Source organism: Bacillus sp. (in: firmicutes) (assembly GCA_012842745.1).
GTDB lineage: Bacteria > Bacillota > Bacilli > Bacillales > Bacillaceae_J > Schinkia.
Map to the genome: position 1 here is coordinate 40,334 of DUSF01000048.1, position 16,154 is coordinate 56,487.

The 16,154-nt window shown below is 36.1% G+C and carries 16 protein-coding genes; 3 read left to right on the top strand and 13 right to left on the bottom strand.

The features are described 5' to 3' along the window. Window positions 1–12 precede the first annotated feature (12 nt). Together GX497_12105 and GX497_12110 are read right to left on the bottom strand one after the other, a co-directional pair. Window positions 13–1,224 (bottom strand): EAL domain-containing protein, encoded by a 1,212-nt coding sequence (locus tag GX497_12105; protein HHY73933.1) that lies wholly within the window; start codon window positions 1,222–1,224, stop codon window positions 13–15. Window positions 1,225–1,369: 145 nt separating this feature from the next. Continuing rightward, window positions 1,370–2,557, bottom strand: a complete 1,188-nt coding sequence (locus GX497_12110) for an alanine--glyoxylate aminotransferase family protein (protein ID HHY73934.1) — start codon at window positions 2,555–2,557, stop codon at window positions 1,370–1,372. A gap of 189 nt (window positions 2,558–2,746) precedes the next feature. Here GX497_12110 and GX497_12115 point away from each other — a divergent pair, with 189 nt between their 5' ends. After that, window positions 2,747–3,616 (top strand): metallophosphoesterase, encoded by an 870-nt coding sequence (locus GX497_12115; GenBank protein HHY73935.1) that lies wholly within the window; start codon window positions 2,747–2,749, stop codon window positions 3,614–3,616. A gap of 293 nt (window positions 3,617–3,909) precedes the next feature. Here GX497_12115 and GX497_12120 read toward each other — a convergent pair whose 3' ends face one another. The 4 genes from GX497_12120 to GX497_12135 all read right to left on the bottom strand — a co-directional run bounded on the left by GX497_12120 (window position 3,910) and on the right by GX497_12135 (window position 8,152). Continuing rightward, complete coding sequence (locus GX497_12120; GenBank protein HHY73936.1) at window positions 3,910–6,024, bottom strand: RNA degradosome polyphosphate kinase; 2,115 nt, start codon at window positions 6,022–6,024, stop codon at window positions 3,910–3,912. After that, window positions 6,021–7,562 (bottom strand): Ppx/GppA family phosphatase, encoded by a 1,542-nt coding sequence (locus tag GX497_12125; protein HHY73937.1) that lies wholly within the window; start codon window positions 7,560–7,562, stop codon window positions 6,021–6,023. The genes GX497_12120 and GX497_12125 overlap by 4 nt, the downstream gene beginning before the upstream one ends. A gap of 110 nt (window positions 7,563–7,672) precedes the next feature. Then, on the bottom strand, window positions 7,673–7,807 hold the full coding sequence (locus GX497_12130) for a hypothetical protein (GenBank protein HHY73938.1): 135 nt from the start codon (window positions 7,805–7,807) through the stop codon (window positions 7,673–7,675). A gap of 3 nt (window positions 7,808–7,810) precedes the next feature. Next, window positions 7,811–8,152: a hypothetical protein gene (locus tag GX497_12135; GenBank protein HHY73939.1), complete on the bottom strand. Its 342-nt coding sequence runs from the start codon at window positions 8,150–8,152 to the stop codon at window positions 7,811–7,813. Window positions 8,153–8,354: 202 nt separating this feature from the next. Here GX497_12135 and GX497_12140 point away from each other — a divergent pair, with 202 nt between their 5' ends. Beyond that, window positions 8,355–8,807 carry a hypothetical protein gene (locus GX497_12140; protein HHY73940.1) on the top strand — a complete coding sequence of 151 codons (453 nt, stop codon included), beginning with the start codon at window positions 8,355–8,357 and terminating at the stop codon, window positions 8,805–8,807. Between the two features lie 57 nt (window positions 8,808–8,864). On the opposite strand, the gene GX497_12145 is transcribed toward GX497_12140, so the two are convergent. After that, window positions 8,865–9,917 carry an HD domain-containing protein gene (locus tag GX497_12145; protein ID HHY73941.1) on the bottom strand — a complete coding sequence of 351 codons (1,053 nt, stop codon included), beginning with the start codon at window positions 9,915–9,917 and terminating at the stop codon, window positions 8,865–8,867. 106 nt (window positions 9,918–10,023) lie between these two features. Continuing rightward, window positions 10,024–10,932 (bottom strand): chemotaxis protein CheV, encoded by a 909-nt coding sequence (locus GX497_12150; protein ID HHY73942.1) that lies wholly within the window; start codon window positions 10,930–10,932, stop codon window positions 10,024–10,026. 210 nt (window positions 10,933–11,142) lie between these two features. Here GX497_12150 and GX497_12155 point away from each other — a divergent pair, with 210 nt between their 5' ends. Further along, window positions 11,143–11,496 carry a hypothetical protein gene (locus GX497_12155; protein ID HHY73943.1) on the top strand — a complete coding sequence of 118 codons (354 nt, stop codon included), beginning with the start codon at window positions 11,143–11,145 and terminating at the stop codon, window positions 11,494–11,496. Window positions 11,497–11,565: 69 nt separating this feature from the next. Here the strand turns inward: GX497_12155 and GX497_12160 are convergent, their stop codons facing one another. From GX497_12160 to GX497_12180, 5 genes are all read right to left on the bottom strand, one after another. Next, the gene (locus tag GX497_12160) at window positions 11,566–11,736 is read right to left on the bottom strand and encodes an aspartyl-phosphate phosphatase Spo0E family protein (GenBank protein ID HHY73944.1); all 171 of its coding nucleotides are present in this window, start codon (window positions 11,734–11,736) and stop codon (window positions 11,566–11,568) included. A 111-nt stretch (window positions 11,737–11,847) separates the two neighbouring features. Continuing rightward, window positions 11,848–12,606: a uroporphyrinogen-III C-methyltransferase gene (cobA, locus tag GX497_12165; GenBank protein ID HHY73945.1), complete on the bottom strand. Its 759-nt coding sequence runs from the start codon at window positions 12,604–12,606 to the stop codon at window positions 11,848–11,850. Continuing rightward, window positions 12,606–13,250 (bottom strand): NAD(P)-binding protein, encoded by a 645-nt coding sequence (locus GX497_12170; GenBank protein ID HHY73946.1) that lies wholly within the window; start codon window positions 13,248–13,250, stop codon window positions 12,606–12,608. The genes cobA and GX497_12170 overlap by 1 nt, the downstream gene beginning before the upstream one ends. A 7-nt stretch (window positions 13,251–13,257) precedes the next feature. Next, the gene (locus GX497_12175) at window positions 13,258–14,772 is read right to left on the bottom strand and encodes a cobyric acid synthase (GenBank protein ID HHY73947.1); all 1,515 of its coding nucleotides are present in this window, start codon (window positions 14,770–14,772) and stop codon (window positions 13,258–13,260) included. Further along, window positions 14,765–16,138 (bottom strand): cobyrinate a,c-diamide synthase, encoded by a 1,374-nt coding sequence (locus GX497_12180; GenBank protein ID HHY73948.1) that lies wholly within the window; start codon window positions 16,136–16,138, stop codon window positions 14,765–14,767. The genes GX497_12175 and GX497_12180 overlap by 8 nt, the downstream gene beginning before the upstream one ends. Between the last annotated feature and the right edge of the window lie 16 nt (window positions 16,139–16,154).

Consider the following 16,154-nt stretch of genomic DNA (forward strand, 5'->3'; position numbering starts at 1 on the left):
AAATTTCGTGTTTTAGAGGAGATTTTCTTGCTCAAAAAGAAAATTATAAGAAAGATCAATAAAAATATACAATTGTTCAGATAATGGAAATGAAAATGTCCGTGTAACTTCACCTGTTTCAATGTCACTATATAAATCTGATAAAATCCCTCGTTTTTCATAATTCATTCTGACAATGTTTTCTAAAAAGTATGGGCGCCAGCTCCAATTTTTATTTTTATATTCTGCTTGTAAAGTCCATTCGTTGTCATTATTTTTATGGAGATTAGCTGATTGTTGAAAACCTTCGCCATCACAAATATAGATGCGAAAGCTTTCCTCCGAAAATTCATGGGACACATAGTATAAGATTTGATCATAATCCTTTGTCTTGAGTTTCGTGTTTAATTGGTTCATCCGCATTGTAAGCTCATTACATATTTCATACTGGGCCGATAACTTCCGTTTTTCATGGGAAATAAAGCCTTGAAATTCATTCTTAAGTAGATTTTTTCGGTGTTCTTTATCAAACAATTTTTCAGATGGCCTTGCTAAATAATAGCCTTGAAAATAGCGGCCTCCATTGCGCCATGCATATTGTAACTGAAAGAGCATTTCAATATCTTCATAGAGAAGCACAGAGCCCACTTTTCTTGCCAGTAATGATAAGGAATATAAAATGTCTGAATAAGATTGTGCCGTTGTTGCTTGCCTTAATAAAGAAATATCTACTTTTAAAATATCTGGATTTAATAACCGTAAGCGATCAAGATTGCTGCCTACTTTGCCGACATTATCAATTGCTATTTTAATACCGTATGTACGTAAATATGTTAACACATGGTTCAATTGTTCAATATCACCTCGAAAATTATGTTCTGTAATTTCAAGAACAATCCGCTTTAAATCAAGTCCTTTCTCTTTAAAAAATAATAATAATTCTAAAAGCGATTCCCCACGGTCAAACATTAATAAATTTGGATTACGGTTAATAAAAATCATTATTTCCTCAAGTTTATAAACTTCATTAAGCGCTTTCTTCGTTAAAAAATCATCGATTTCAATTCTATACTCATCTGGAACAGATTCATCATCAAAAAAAGAACCAATACTGCGGAAATCTTGTTCCACTTTCATCCTTCCAAGAATTTCATACCCAATAATCTCTTGGTCATCTGCACTGAAAATTGGTTGATAGAAGGGCATTATTGATTCTTTGTTCGTTAAAATCTCCAACGGATCCATTCGTCCCACCCCCGGGCTTCCTCGTCTATATTATCTCATCTGTTGTTATTTTAACATAATTATACGAATGATAAGTTGTTTTGAAAAGAAAAAGGGACAGCTCCACAATAAAAACTTATCGTGGTAGTCTGACCCCATTCAAACTCTATTCATTTTCACGAATAAAACGATTTGCAGCCTCTAAAGCTGCCCCTGATATAAAATGATAGCCTTGTTCACGAAGTACATCTTCAAGAGCAGCTAACGCGTATGTTACATTTTCTTGACGTGCATTATAACCCATTAAACCTATACGCCAAATTTTACCTTTTAAATCACCTAAACCGCCGCCAATTTCTAAACCATATTTTTGAAGCAGGCGCTTGCGAACATCAACATCTGGAACATTGTTAGGAATGCGAACAGCTGTTAGTTGATGAAGGCGATGTTCTTCCTTTACTAAAAGCTCTAATCCCATCGCTTCTAAACCTGCATGAAGTGCACCACCATATAATGCATGACGCTTGAAGACATTTTCCAATCCTTCATTTACAATTAGACGCAATGCCTCACGTAAAGAGTAGACCATTGAAATTGGTGCGGTATGATGATAAAAACGTTCTTCGCTCCAATAATTTTGAATCATCGAAAGATCTAAATACCAGCTTTGCACCTTGTTCTTACGTTTAGCTAAAACATCAACGGCGCGCTGACTTAATGTTACAGGTGCAAGTCCTGGAGGTGCACTAAGACATTTTTGTGTACCACTATAAGCTGCATCGATATCATATTCATCAATTTTTGTTGGAATCCCACCAATTGATGTAACCATATCACAAACAAAAAGCGAATTATAACGATGGACAATTTCACTTAATTGTTGCAATGGCTGGCGCACACCAGTAGATGTTTCGGAATGGACAACGGCAACAAGCTTCACATTTTCATGCTGTTTAAGTGCTTCTTCAACCTTTTCAGGCTCGATTATATCCCCCCATGCACCATCTACTTGAATAACTTCTGCTCCACATCTTGAAGCAACATCAACCATTCTTTGTCCGAATAAGCCGTTAACACCGATGATGACCTTATCTCCTGGCTCCACTAAATTAACAAATAACGTTTCCATCCCAGCGCTTCCTGTGCCAGACATAGCTAATGTTACTTTATTTTTTGTCTGATAGACTTGCCTTAATAAATCCATTGTTTCATTCATAATTTCTAGGAAAGCAGGGTCAAGATGACCTAGTAGCGGTGTTGCCATCGATTGAAGTACACTTGGATGAACATCACTAGGCCCAGGTCCCATTAAAATTCTTCGTGGTGCATTTAATTCTTTATACAATATAATCATCCTCCAATATTTCGACATAATCTATTTTCCATATTACAACTAAAAACTGCTGTAGTAAATTAAAAAATATCTATTGCAAATTGCCTTCTTTAACTTTTAAAATTTGTACATCGAAAAAGTCATGTTATAATGAAGATTATGTGACATTTTTTCTAAGAAGTTTATTATGAAGTAGATAGGTTGATCTGTATGAAAATAGAAAGTACAAAAATGACGAGGAGATCATTTTTAAAACAAATTTATAAGCTTAGCCTCGGGGCAATTTTTACCTTAACAATGGGCTTAGGATATGCACGCTACATAGAACCAAAACAGCTTAAAATCACAAAACACGAATTACAATCAACAAAAATTCCTGCAAGTTTTGATGGAATGAAAATCGTTTTATTTAGTGATATCCATCTTGGCTTCAATTACACAGTTGAACAATTCTCCGATCTTATCAATCTTATCAATGAAATGGCAGCTGATATGATCCTTTTCACTGGCGATTTAATGGATGCACCTAATAAATTTAAAGAAATCGGCCAAGTCACCCAATTATTAAAAGAGCTACACGCCCCTTTAGGGAAATATTCCATTTATGGGAACCATGACCATGGCGGCTATGGCTCGGAAATTATTAAAATGATAATGAAAGAAGCGGACTTTGAACTGCTCATCAACCAACATAAAAAAATTTATAATAAAACGAATGATTATATTTATGTTTGTGGCCTTGATGATGGGCTGTTAGGAAAACCAAATCCTGAAAAAGCATTACAAGCTGTTAAGCCTGAGATATTTTCCATACTTCTCGCACATCAACCGGATTTAGTGGAAACGATTCAAGGCTTCCCTGTTGATGTCCAGCTTTCAGGCCATAGCCATGGCGGCCAAATTCAGTTGCCTTTTTTTGGACCACTATTTACTCCTGCTGGGGCAACAAGTTATGTTGAAGGTTTTTATCAAGTGGGATCTACACAGCTGTATGTTAATAGAGGAATCGGCACAACAAGAATTCCGTTTCGCTTCCTTTGCCCGCCGGAATTGACCATATTTACACTGAAAGCTATTTAAGACAAACGGGATACAAAAGTGTTTGTTGCATACAAAAATATTCCATAAGACGATTATTGCGACCGAGTTTGATTGGACACAGCTTGAAACTGATGGTTAGTTACAACCTTCAAGTCTCTAAGCGGAAAAAACACGAATGCAGTCTCACTTCTTTGAGTTGCCCAGATGTTGCATTCGTGTCCGCTTAGAGACTTATAATATATCGAATCATTGTAGTGTCCAATCACTTTAGGAAGCAATAATCGGCTGATGGAATATATTGATACAACATAAATCAATATGACCTATATAGATTATTCCTCATCATCTTCTACATTGTACGCCATCTCGTATAATAGCGTCTGGCTGTTAATCACCTCTTCATTCAGAAGCCTTTCTACATAATGATAAGTCCCATCTTCATCCATTTCGCGTGCTTTGACATTATCAGAATTCGTAATCGTCAAGATTTTTTTTACTCTTCTTTTTATTCCATCATCAAGGAGAGGAAATAATATTTCAACACGCCTTACCATATTTCTAGTCATCATATCAGCGGAAGAGAGAAAAATTTTCTCCGCACCATTATGATAAAAATAATAAATACGGCTATGCTCTAAAAAACGCCCAATTACACTTCGAACCCGAATATTTTCGCTGACCCCACTGACACGAGCCTTTAAGCAGCAAATACCGCGCACAATTAAATCGATTTTTACACCAGCAATCGATGCCTCATATAGCTTCATAATTAATTCTTTATCTGTTAAAGAATTCATTTTAAGAATCATTTTTCCGTTGTTATATTTTTTGTGAAATTTAATTTCATCTTCAATGAGCCCGATTAAATCTTTGCGAATATCAAAAGGTGAAACAGATAAGTAATGGTAATGCGGTTTTTCTGTATAACCGCTCAAAAAATTAAAAAAATTAGTAGCATCAATGCCAATTTCTTTATTTGCCGTAAATAAGCCCAAATCTGTATATATTTTAGCGGTAACATCATTATAATTGCCAGTGCCAAGATGGACAAAGCGCTCAATCTTTTGATTTCTTTTCCGTACGACTAACGTAATCTTGCTATGTGTTTTTAAGTGATTCATCCCATAAATAACATGGCAGCCCGCTTTTTCAAGTTCTTTTGCCCAATGGACATTTTTTTCTTCATCAAAGCGTGCCTTTAACTCCACTAACACGGTGACTTGCTTGCCATTTCCGGCCGCTCTTTTTAATGATTCAATAATCGGAGAATCGCCGCTAACACGGTAAAGCGTTTGCTTAATTGCTAACACATCTGGGTCATCAGCAGCCTGTGAGATGAAATCGACAACTGCCTCAAACGATTCATACGGGTGATGCAATAGAATATCTTTTTTTATTATTGCCCCAAAAATATCGTCTTCTCCAATTAAATCTAATGGAGGCTGCGGAATTAAAGCTTGATAAGATAAATGTTCTTTTTTTGCGGTAATCTCTTTGTAAAAGCTAAATAAAAATGTAAAATCCAAAGGACCGTTCAGATAATAAATATCCTTTTCATGAATTTCAAGGACATTGGTTAAAAACTTCAAAATCTTACGATCTATCGAATCTTCACAAACCTCTAAACGTACAGCAGCCCCCCACTTCCTTTTTTTTAACTCTTTTTCAATTTCCATTAGAAGGTCGCGGGCACCTTCTTCATGAATCGTCATATCAGCATTTCTAGTAATTCTAAATGTAGAGATTAAATTTACAAAAAAGCCTTTGAAAAGCTTGTGAATAAAATGGCTGATTATATTTTCAAGCATGACATATAATTGTGATCCATCATAGGAAGGAATCCTAATAAATCGTTCCAACACAGCGGGCACTTGAACAAGGGCAAATTTTTCTTGATGGCGTTCTTCTTCCTCTAACGGATCGGTAAGCATAATGGCTAGGTTAATACTTTTATTAGCGAGAATTGGAAATGGACGGTACGCATCAATCGCCATTGGCGTTAATACTGGGAAAATTTGCTCATCAAACAACTTTTCTAAATAAGCATGCTGCTCAGCTGTTACCTCATTCATTTTTCGAATGAAAATATTTTCTTTTTCTAAGAGCGGCAATAGTTCTTCTTTGTAGGTGCTATATTGCAAATCAACAATTTGGTGGTTTTTCTTTGAAATCGCTGATAGCTGCTTTTTCGGAGTTAATCCTGATTTGTTTTCAGGTTTATTAAATCCAGCCTTCACTTGATCTTTTAGCCCAGCAACACGAACCATAAAAAATTCATCCAAATTCGAGCTGAAAATTGCTAAAAACTTCAACCTTTCTCCAAGCGGATTTGTTTCATCCATTGCCTCCTGTAGAACTCTTTCGTTAAATGCTAGCCAGCTCAGCTCACGGTTATTGTAAAAATGCGGATGCCCTAAATCAATTTGTTTACTTTCCACTGCATTCATGGGTGAGTTGCCTCCCTACATGTAAAATGAAGAATAATATCCCGTTTTAATGCTTTTTCCAAATGCTTTTTCTGCTTTTCAGCTTGATATCGTTCTGCCTGCCAATTATTTATACAGATAATATCAATGATCAGATTTTCCCCTTCCTCAGTAATTTCAATCCCCTCAACGATATTTCGTTTTGTTTCATTTAGAGCATAGGCAAAACGCAATACTGCCCCTAAAATTTTAATTACGTTTAATTCATCCTTCGAAATCCACTCCTTAAATGGCTCTAAATATTGCTTTAAGATTGTCTTTGATTTATACGATGCAATCGCCGCCAAGCGTAGCCTCTCACGATGCATAAGGCCATCAATCGTTCGATTGGCAAGAACATAGAATGTATGCTGGCTGCTTCCTTCATCATCAATATATCGGCCTAATTGAAATAGAAGAGCAGCTCGTTTAGCCTCACGAAGATGTGCAGCTGTGATGCAATGAAAACCCATTTTTTGTAATAACCTCAAAATAGTAACAGCAATTCGCGATACTTGAATAACATTATTCGTATGAATCCCATATTCATATTCTATTTCAAAAAGGCTTTCCTCAATAACATCGGGAAACATTTTTATCCCGATTGGCTTCAATAATTCCTCAAAAAAAACGCCTTCCCGTAAGCCTTTTCGACTCAAAATAAAAGCGGAAGCATTTGTAACTTGATACATTACATGAAAAACTTCAAGCGCCGGGAAAATAATATCGGCACGGTCTTCAGAAAGACCTTCCATCCTTTTTAACTCTGCTAATGATAAGCCTGTCAAACTATTTTTTACATTAATAAGATCAGTGCCATTCATTTTGTATTGGTGAAGGCCACCTAAAGGATAAAGTTTGCTCCTTTGGTCAATTTGGGCAATATTGCGGGCACTTCCACCAATTCCGATGATTGGTATTTTTTTATCCTTTAACCAATTAACGGTGGATATTTCTTTTATTAAATAAGCTTGCAGCTCTAAAAGCTCCTCAACAGTCGGAATCGCCTCAGCCATAAATTGTTGCCTTAAAGTAAGGACACCAAATGGAAAGCTATGATAATATATAAGCTTGCGATCTTTAAAATAAGTAACTTCGGTGCTTCCGCCCCCTATATCAATTGTAATTCCCTCGGTAAGCGAAGTTGAGTTTACTACGGCTAGATACCCATAATAAGCTTCCTCATAATCCGAAAGGATTCTAACATTCAAGTTTGTATGGGCGCGAATTTCCCTGAGAATTTCTTGTTGATTTTTGGCATGACGAATTGTTGCTGTAGCTACTACTTTAATAGTTGTAACGGCATGGAAAGTCGTAATTTCCGCAAAATACTTTAATGTATTTAGTAAGATTTTAATGCCGCTTTCATTTAAACAGTTTTCCTCATTTAAGTAATTCCGAAGACGAGCAACAGACTTAATATTTTCTATTTCCTTAAAGCCGCCGATTTTTTCATGGCGATAGATGACAAGCCTCATTGTATTTGAACCTATATCAATAATTCCGTATTTCTCTTGCATCACAATCATTCCCATCTGCAAGTTGATTCATATCTTTTATTATAATTATAAAACAAATTTTGCAAGAATAAATAGAAAAAGCTGACTCAAAGGAGTCAACTTTTTTATTATTATTCAGGCATTGGTGTTGGTGTTGAATCAACACCATTGTTCCCATATTTTTCATCAACAATTTTACGAATCGTTTTTAAATCTGTGCCTTTTTCATACTCTTGTTTAGCCTCACGGGCTATATCAACACAAATCCCTCAGCCAAGCCCCATACTATCTAAAGTTGCAATATCTCCGTCAATTGAATCTATAAAACAGGCTGTATTATTCGTATGACCATCGGTTTCATAACACCCACAATAGCATGGCATATAATCTAGCACTTCTGAATGTTCAGCAGCAAAAGCATAGGCTTCAAGTGTATGTTCTTTCCCGTATTGCATCATCAGTGGCGACCATTCTTTTGTTTTTATATTATATTCCATCTTCATATTTTCTGAATCTTGCGCCCTCTCTTCACCCTCTTTTTTCGATGAATTACAGGCAGACAATGTAAACAATAATATACATGATACAACAACGTATAAAAGCTTTTTCATCTACATCCCTCCTAGTCTCAATAATCTAGCAGTATTTTTAGTATATTACTATGTAATAGTATCATGTTTTCACTTCTACTGCCTATGACTTTTTAAATAAAAGAACGCTCTTCATAAACTTGTCCTAAAACTTCACATTTTTGTTGTTGGAATTCGCTTACAAGTGTATAATAATAGAAATAATGCGAAAGGAGCTTATACAATGGAGCATACAATCGAAGAACTCTCCCGTGCCCTCTTCATCGTGAATCGACACGCAAAAACCGCCCCAAATCCGAAATTTCTTTACTACTTAAAGAAAAAAACAGTAGAGAAACTAATTCAAGATGGAAAAGCAAAAAAAATTGGTCTTCACTTTTCTAAAAATCCTAAAAATAGTCAACAACGCTCAGATTTACTTGTATCCGTTGGGGATTATTATTTTCATATACCGCCGGAAAAGGCTGATTTTGTGGTGCTACCACATCTTGGTGAACTAAGTGAAAGCTATCGAAACCCCAAAACAAACTTACCACTTTCAAAGGCAAAGCAAATATTACAAAGCTACACTGGCATTCAAGACAACACTGCCGCACTAAATAATCATCAAAGCTCACATACAAAAAGCAAATACACAAAGCCAGTTTTCAAAAAGTTAGGCCAGACGTACTTTTAATAAACAACAATCTTAAATCGCCTTTGGAGAATATACCAAAGGCGATTTTCAATATTTTTAAAGAACCTTCGTAATAAAGATGGTCGTTTCTTTTCCTAAATTAATTTCTTTCACAAGATAATCATCAAATTTTGAACGTTTATTTACATCAAAAACCCGAACGATTGGTCGTTGTGGTAACCCGTGATTTTGGCCCACAATAAAGCCTGTTTCTCCCGTCGTTAGCTTTACTTGTCTTCCAGTAGGATAAAAGGCAACAGAACGCAAAAATTCCCAAACAACTTGGTGATCAAAATAAACATTCGTAAGAGCGAGAATACGTTCGCATGCCTCGTGCGGATGCAGTGGCTCTCCTTCTAAAGGTGATACTAAATTATCATAAGAATTTGCCACCGCCACTATTTTTGCAAATAGCGGTATTTGATCACCAGAGATTTTTCTCGGATAGCCGCTTCCATCGAAATGTTCATGATGCCCAAGAGCTACATGGGCAGCAACAGTGCTAATTTCATGTTTTTTCCTTAAAAAATTAAAACCAACCCATGTATGATCACTTGTTTCTCCTGCATCATTCATCGTACCCCGATCTAACTTACTAGGATCAACTATTTTACCAATATCATGAAACAAAGCGCCAATCGCTAAATCTTTTATTTCACTCTTGCTTAAACCAAGCTTAATACCGATTAAAACGGACATAACACAGACGTTTGTCGAATGGGCAAATAAGGCGTCATCATTCGTACGAATGTCTGTTAAACTAATCAAAATATTTTGATTTAGAAGAATTTCCTCAATAATTTTTTCAACTGATTTGCTTATTTCCTTCATATTTAAATCTTTTTTTCCATTTTGTATATATTGAGCAGATTCTGCAAACATTTGAATTGTTTCCCGTCTAGTTGCTTCAGTTACTACTTCTTCAACCTCTACGTCCTCTAAACGATCATCTTTTAAAAAAATAGCATTAACTCCCATTTGTCGCAATCTTGAAATCAAACCAATCGTAAGGACGATTCCTTCTTCAAGAAGGACCCTCCCATCACTAGTATAAATCGTTTCTCCTAATCTTTCACCTTGATTTACATTATCTAGCATTACATATTTCATAAAATATCATTCTCCCGCAAGTCGTTTTTCTTACATTATCGTTGATATAACGGGAATCAGCGTAATCGAGAATGCCCAATTTTTTGGACATTCTCTTCATTTTTAATTAAATTACGTATTTGTCAATAAGTTTGACTAGTTCGAGAATTTCTGGTTTACTTACTTGCTCCGTTGCTCCAACCACTTCACCTTTATGGCGCAAATCATCGGTAATAAGAGAAGAGAAAATGACAACAGGCAATACCTTTAATTCATTATTATCTTTAATTCGTTTTGTTAAATGATGTCCATCCATTTTCGGCATTTCAATATCGGTAATAACCATTTGAACTTCATCTGTAATATTTTTGCCTGAAGAAACAATGCCTTCTAAATACTCTAATGCATCTTGGCCATTTTCAAAGAATGATAGCCTGCTGTAGCCAGCTTGCTCGAGCGTTTCCTCTAGAAGTTTTCGAAGCAATGCAGAATCTTCAGCAATGACAATGCACTTACTTGATCGTTCTCGCGGTCCAAGCCCCTTTAAGCGCTCAATACTAATGCCTGATTCAGGGTTAATATCAACGACAATTTTTTCGTAGTCTAAAAGAAGCACCATTTCATCATTCATCTTAATAACACCAATGATTTGGCTTTCAAGACCAGTATACATTTCATTTGGCTTTTCAATTTGATTCCATGAAATGCGATGAATTTGCGATACTGTATGGACATGAAAAACTATTTTCGTTTTATTGAATTCACAAACGATGAATTTGTCATGTTTCGGATTTTCAGAAGGTGGAAAATCAAGCACAGTTGACATATTCACAACAGGCAATACTTCCCCACGAAGTGTAATAATTCCCTCAACTGAGCGATGTGCATGGGGCACAGCTGTAACTGGAACAGGGTTAATAATTTCTTTTACTTTAATTACGTTTATACCAAATTTATTATCACCTACTCCAAACTCAACAATTTCTAGTTCGTTCGTACCACTTTCTAATAAAATACCTTTATTGTTTTGAGTCATCCTTTTCGCCCTTCCATAAAAAATATTATTTCTATTATATTTGATTTCTAAGCTTTTTTAAATAGTATTTGCTAAGAACTATTGAAATAACTGTAAAAAGAACTATAGTTCAACAAATTTTATCTCATTCATAATATTTAGAATATTTACTTTATTTTACCACCTTAAAATGGTATGATTTTAGTAACCAACTAGAGAGGAAGATTTAAAATGGAAAATATTATCTGTTTTAAAAGCAAAAAGGATCAATTCACAAAAAAATTACATACTGAAGTATCTCATTTAATTGATGATTTAATGGATCAACAGCAACAAACTGTGGCATGGATACTCTATTATTCAATGAGAAATGAGTATCCTATCGACGTAGTTGGTTTTAGTTTAGAACTTTGGTACAATTTTTGCAATGAAATAGATCCCTTTATTGATGACGAAAGAAAATATGCAGCTTCTATCGAAATGTTTGTTTCAAATCTTTTAAATCTTTCGACATATACTAAACATGAAATTTTACATAAATACGGACTACATAAAATATACGATCCAGAGACAATTGAAGTATAGTATAAATAGATTCCTAAGCCAATTATTGCTACATTTATAGCGATAATCGGCTTACGGAAACTATAAAACCTATTTCTTACTTAAGTTTTGATATTGATTTATTTTCACATCAAGTCTTTGACTTAATTTAACAATTGCCGGATTTGACAGCAGGTGAGTTTGCTTCCATTCTTCACCAAGTTGTCTTCGTAGCTCTTCAATTTCTTTAGCTAACGCTAACTTGACGACAAATTCCTTCATTGTGGCACCCCAAATCAAAGTATAGAATTCCAATAGTAAACTATCTCTACTCTTATATTACCACAATTTAGGAGCATGCCCACTTTATTACATATTATTTTCATAAAAAATTTATAATTCTAATTCATTAAACCAACGAATTTTATCTCTCAATGTAACAACTTCACCAACGACAATAATCGATGGATTTGTTATTTTAGCAGAGATGCATTTTTCTTCGATATCTTCAAGTGTGCCAATTATTGTTTTTTGTGAATTTGTAGTTCCCCAGTGAATAATCGCAACAGGTGTTGCTCTCGGCTTTCCGTACTTCATTAGTTGTTCGCAAATATAATGCAAATTACCAACACCCATATAAAAAGCAAGCGTATCAATACCTTCTGCTAATGCTTGCCAATTTATATGGTCTTGATCTTTTTCGGCACGGCCATGGGCAGTGACAATGGCAAAGCTTGAAGCATAATGACGATGTGTTACCGGTATGCCAGCGTATGCCGGTGCAGCAATACCCGCAGATATTCCGGGAACAATCTCAAAATCTAAATGATTCTCTTTTAAAATTTCTGCTTCCTCTGCACCACGACCAAAGATAAACGGGTCGCCCCCTTTTAACCTTGTCACAATTTTTCCATTGTTGGCATGTTCAACTAGTTGACTATTGATTTCATCCTGGATGAGGCCATGTTTCCCTGGTAATTTGCCGCAATAGATGAGTTCACAATTTTCTTTTTTGTAATCTAGCAATTCCTTATTCACTAGTCGATCATAAATGATTACATCTGCTTCTTTAATACATTCCAGCCCACGAATCGTAATCAACTTTGGATCACCAGGTCCAGCGCCAACAATATAAACTTTACCTTTATCCATCACAACGAATATCCCTCCTTCCTTACATAATCCTCAAAATATTTTCTTCGCTCAGAATATTTTCCTTGACGGGTTAAGTCTAAATAGATTGGATCAAGTAAATGCTTTAATAAAATATATTTGAGGTTAGAATCATCAATTTTCGCTATTATTTCTTTTCTAGTTTCATCTAAAAAATCAATATATTGTTCATAGGAATGATCATAAGCTTTTTCTAAATCATGTTTAATTTTTTGGGCTAACGATGGACTGCCCCCAGATGTTGAAATGGCAATTGACAGCTTGCCACGATTTAGAACGGTTGGCACAATAAAATTACATAGCTCAGGCTGGTCGACAATGTTAATTAATTGCTGGCTACTAACTGCTTCATAGACATGTTTGTTGATTTTAGTTGAATTAGTTGCAGCAATGACTAGAAATGCATTCTCAACATCACCATTTTCAAATTCCTTCTCTTTCAGATAAAGTTGGTTAGCTTTCGACCACACCTTAATTTCCGCTGAACATTCAGGACTAACGACAGTAACATTGGCCTTTGCCTGTAATAATGACATGATTTTTCTTGTAGCAACTGTCCCTCCACCGACAACAACACAATGTTTGTTTTCTAAATTCAACATAATCGGATAAATTGACATCATAATCACCTCATGCGTACGGCTTTTCGTTCACTTGGAATTGCTCCATTTTTTCATAAATATAACTTAAATCTACATGATTGCGAATATGGTCTGCAAGCAAATCAAAAGCTTGCTCCCGTAGTTCATTGACGAAGACGCGCTTCGTCATAGGGTCCAACCCTTTTTCTTTACGGATTTCATTCAAATAAGCATGACGAAACTGATCATTATGAAAAAGCCCGTGGAAATAGGTGCCAATTACTTTCCCATCTACCGCCTGACAGCCATCTTGACGCCCTTGTAGCTGGATAAAACTGATTCCATCATGCTTCGATTGCCCCATATGGATTTCATAGCCTTTTACGGGATACGATTGATTATTATACAAAATTATTCCTTCAGACAAAACTGTCATTTTTTCTTTTGTTATGACCGTTTCAACCGGCAACAAACAAAGACCGTCGCTTGCTCCTAAAGTCGTTTCAATCCTTAGCGGGTCAGAAATTTTCTTTCCTAGCATTTGATAGCCGCCGCAAATGCCAATAATTTTTGTTTGCTTTCTTTGCATCAATTTTAAAATTCCCTTAGCCAATCCTGTTTCCTTTAAAAATTGTAAATCTTCTATCGTATTTTTGCTTCCTGGGAAAATGATTAAATCAGGTTCACCAAGGTCTTTAACAGTTCTAACAAACCTAACATGGCAATCATGCTCAGCAAAAAAAGGATCAACATCAGTAAAGTTTGAAATCATCGGATAGCGGATGACGGCGATATCAATATCCTTTGTAATATCCTCTTTTGTTGAATAATTCGCTAAAATCACCGAATCCTCTGCATCAATATTTAAGTTATGAACATATGGAATCACACCTAAAACCTTTTTCCCTGTATAATGTTCAAACCACTCAAGTCCTGGCTGTAATAAACTAAGATCACCACGAAATTTATTGATAATGACACCAATCACTCGATTTCGGTCTTCTTCCTCTAAAAGGGCCAACGTTCCTACTAAACTAGCAAATACTCCGCCTTTTTCAATATCACCAACAAGGATAACAGGAGAATTCGCCATCCTAGCCACCCGCATATTGACGAGCTCTCTATCATTGAGATTTACTTCCGCTGGGCTCCCTGCTCCTTCAATGACAATTCGCGCAAATTCAGTTTCTAAACGACGATATGCGTCTTCGATAATCTTTAAGCCTGTTTGATAAAAATCTTGGCGATAGCTTGTCGCTTTCATATTTTGATATGGTTTGCCATGGACAACAATTTGTGAATGATTTTCACTATTCGGTTTAATTAAAATCGGATTCATATCTGTTGTAGCCTCAACACAGGCGGCTTCCGCTTGCACTCCCTGCGCTCTGCCAATTTCTTTGCCATCTATCGTAATATAAGAATTAAGCGCCATATTTTGTGATTTAAAAGGGGCCGTTTTATAGCCGTCTTGGTGAAAAATTCTACATAACCCTGTCGTTACGACACTTTTCCCAGCATCCGAATGGGTACCCTGTATCATAATTGGCAGTGCTTTAGTCATTTTTCTTCCACTCCATACATTTTTTCAACCAATTTTCAACCATCTGAGGACAAGAAGCAAAATGAAAATGTGTATATCCTGAAATTAGGTTGTACGACATGTACCCTTCCTTTTTTATTCCTCTCATACCTTTTGTTTTATAAGCAAATGCTGTTTGTTCCTGCGCTTCAAAGGTAGAGTAATGGAATTCATGTCCCTTTGCCTCAAGTGCCGGTGGTAATAGAAAGTTATTTTGTTCACCGCAAATTTCACGGTACCCTAGTGCTGCAAGACGTTTTTGCATTTTCACCCGACCTGGGATGACACCGACCATTGGAAATATTTCGCCTGCTGTTGTTTCAATTGATTCCGTTAAATACATGAAGCCGCCGCATTCAGCTAGTGTTGGTATACCATTTTCAATTGCTTGTTTAATGGAAATCTTTACAGCTTCTATTTCGGAAAGCTTGTCCGCAAACTCCTCGGGAAAACCACCGCCAATATATAAACCATGAACATCTTTAGCTAAAACCTCTCCTTTTAATGGAGAAAAATAAACTAGCTCCGCACCTTTAGCTTCTAGTAATTCAAGATTTTCCTCATAGTAAAAATTAAAGGCGGCATCCCTTGCAACAGCGATCCGCACTCCACATTTTTTCGAATGACTAAATATAGAGGACGTTGGTGCTTCAAGTTTGCTAGTTTCGGCAATTTTTAATAGTTTATCCAGATCAATTGTTCGCTCCATTAACTCTCCAAGCTTTTCAAAAAAAGGCTCTAACTCTCCGCGCTCAATTGTTGGAATTAAACCGAGATGCCGTTCCGGAATTTCAATATCATCTTCTTTTAATAAGTATCCGACAACAGGAATACCACATTCTTGTTCAATTGCCGCCTTTACTAGCTTATAGTGGCCTTCACTGCCGACGCGGTTGGCAATAACAGCGGCAATCTTTACTTTTGGCTCCAAAACTTGAAAACCTTTCACAATCGCAGCAGCACTCCTTGCCATGCTTGCACAATTGACAACTAATAAAACAGGTGCATCAATAATCATACTAATCTCTGCAGTACTTCCTCCATTTGTAAGCGGGTCTTTCCCATCATAAAGGCCCATAACACCTTCTATAATTGAAAGGTTAACATCTTTATTTGCACGGCTGAAAATCTCTTTAACAACATCATGTGGCAGCATCCAACTATCAAGATTGCGGGAAGTTCTTCCTGTCACAGCTGTATGGTAAGTTGGATCAATATAATCGGGGCCGCATTTAAAGCCTTGTATGGCAAGACCTCTTTTTTTAAAAGCGGCCATTAAGCCGATTGTCAACGTCGTTTTACCTACACCGCTATTCGTGCCAGCTATTACTAATCTATTCGTACACATTTGTTTCCCCCTTCGC

What these genes read in the sequence shown, in the direction of transcription:
- GX497_12150 (HHY73942.1), bottom strand. Translation starts at nt 10,932, where the DNA reads ATGACTCAAAACAATAAAGGTATTTTATTAGAAAGTGGTACGAACGAA.
- GX497_12120 (HHY73936.1), bottom strand. Translation starts at nt 6,024, where the DNA reads ATGAATGCAGTGGAAAGTAAACAAATTGATTTAGGGCATCCGCATTTT.
- GX497_12125 (HHY73937.1), bottom strand. Translation starts at nt 7,562, where the DNA reads ATGCAAGAGAAATACGGAATTATTGATATAGGTTCAAATACAATGAGG.
- GX497_12155 (HHY73943.1), top strand. Translation starts at nt 11,143, where the DNA reads ATGGAAAATATTATCTGTTTTAAAAGCAAAAAGGATCAATTCACAAAA.
- GX497_12115 (HHY73935.1), top strand. Translation starts at nt 2,747, where the DNA reads ATGAAAATAGAAAGTACAAAAATGACGAGGAGATCATTTTTAAAACAA.
- GX497_12110 (HHY73934.1), bottom strand. Translation starts at nt 2,557, where the DNA reads ATGATTATATTGTATAAAGAATTAAATGCACCACGAAGAATTTTAATG.
- cobA (HHY73945.1), bottom strand. Translation starts at nt 12,606, where the DNA reads ATGGATAAAGGTAAAGTTTATATTGTTGGCGCTGGACCTGGTGATCCA.
- GX497_12135 (HHY73939.1), bottom strand. Translation starts at nt 8,152, where the DNA reads ATGAAAAAGCTTTTATACGTTGTTGTATCATGTATATTATTGTTTACA.
- GX497_12105 (HHY73933.1), bottom strand. Translation starts at nt 1,224, where the DNA reads ATGGATCCGTTGGAGATTTTAACGAACAAAGAATCAATAATGCCCTTC.
- GX497_12180 (HHY73948.1), bottom strand. Translation starts at nt 16,138, where the DNA reads ATGTGTACGAATAGATTAGTAATAGCTGGCACGAATAGCGGTGTAGGT.
- GX497_12170 (HHY73946.1), bottom strand. Translation starts at nt 13,250, where the DNA reads ATGATGTCAATTTATCCGATTATGTTGAATTTAGAAAACAAACATTGT.
- GX497_12160 (HHY73944.1), bottom strand. Translation starts at nt 11,736, where the DNA reads ATGAAGGAATTTGTCGTCAAGTTAGCGTTAGCTAAAGAAATTGAAGAG.
- GX497_12175 (HHY73947.1), bottom strand. Translation starts at nt 14,772, where the DNA reads ATGACTAAAGCACTGCCAATTATGATACAGGGTACCCATTCGGATGCT.
- GX497_12140 (HHY73940.1), top strand. Translation starts at nt 8,355, where the DNA reads ATGGAGCATACAATCGAAGAACTCTCCCGTGCCCTCTTCATCGTGAAT.
- GX497_12145 (HHY73941.1), bottom strand. Translation starts at nt 9,917, where the DNA reads ATGAAATATGTAATGCTAGATAATGTAAATCAAGGTGAAAGATTAGGA.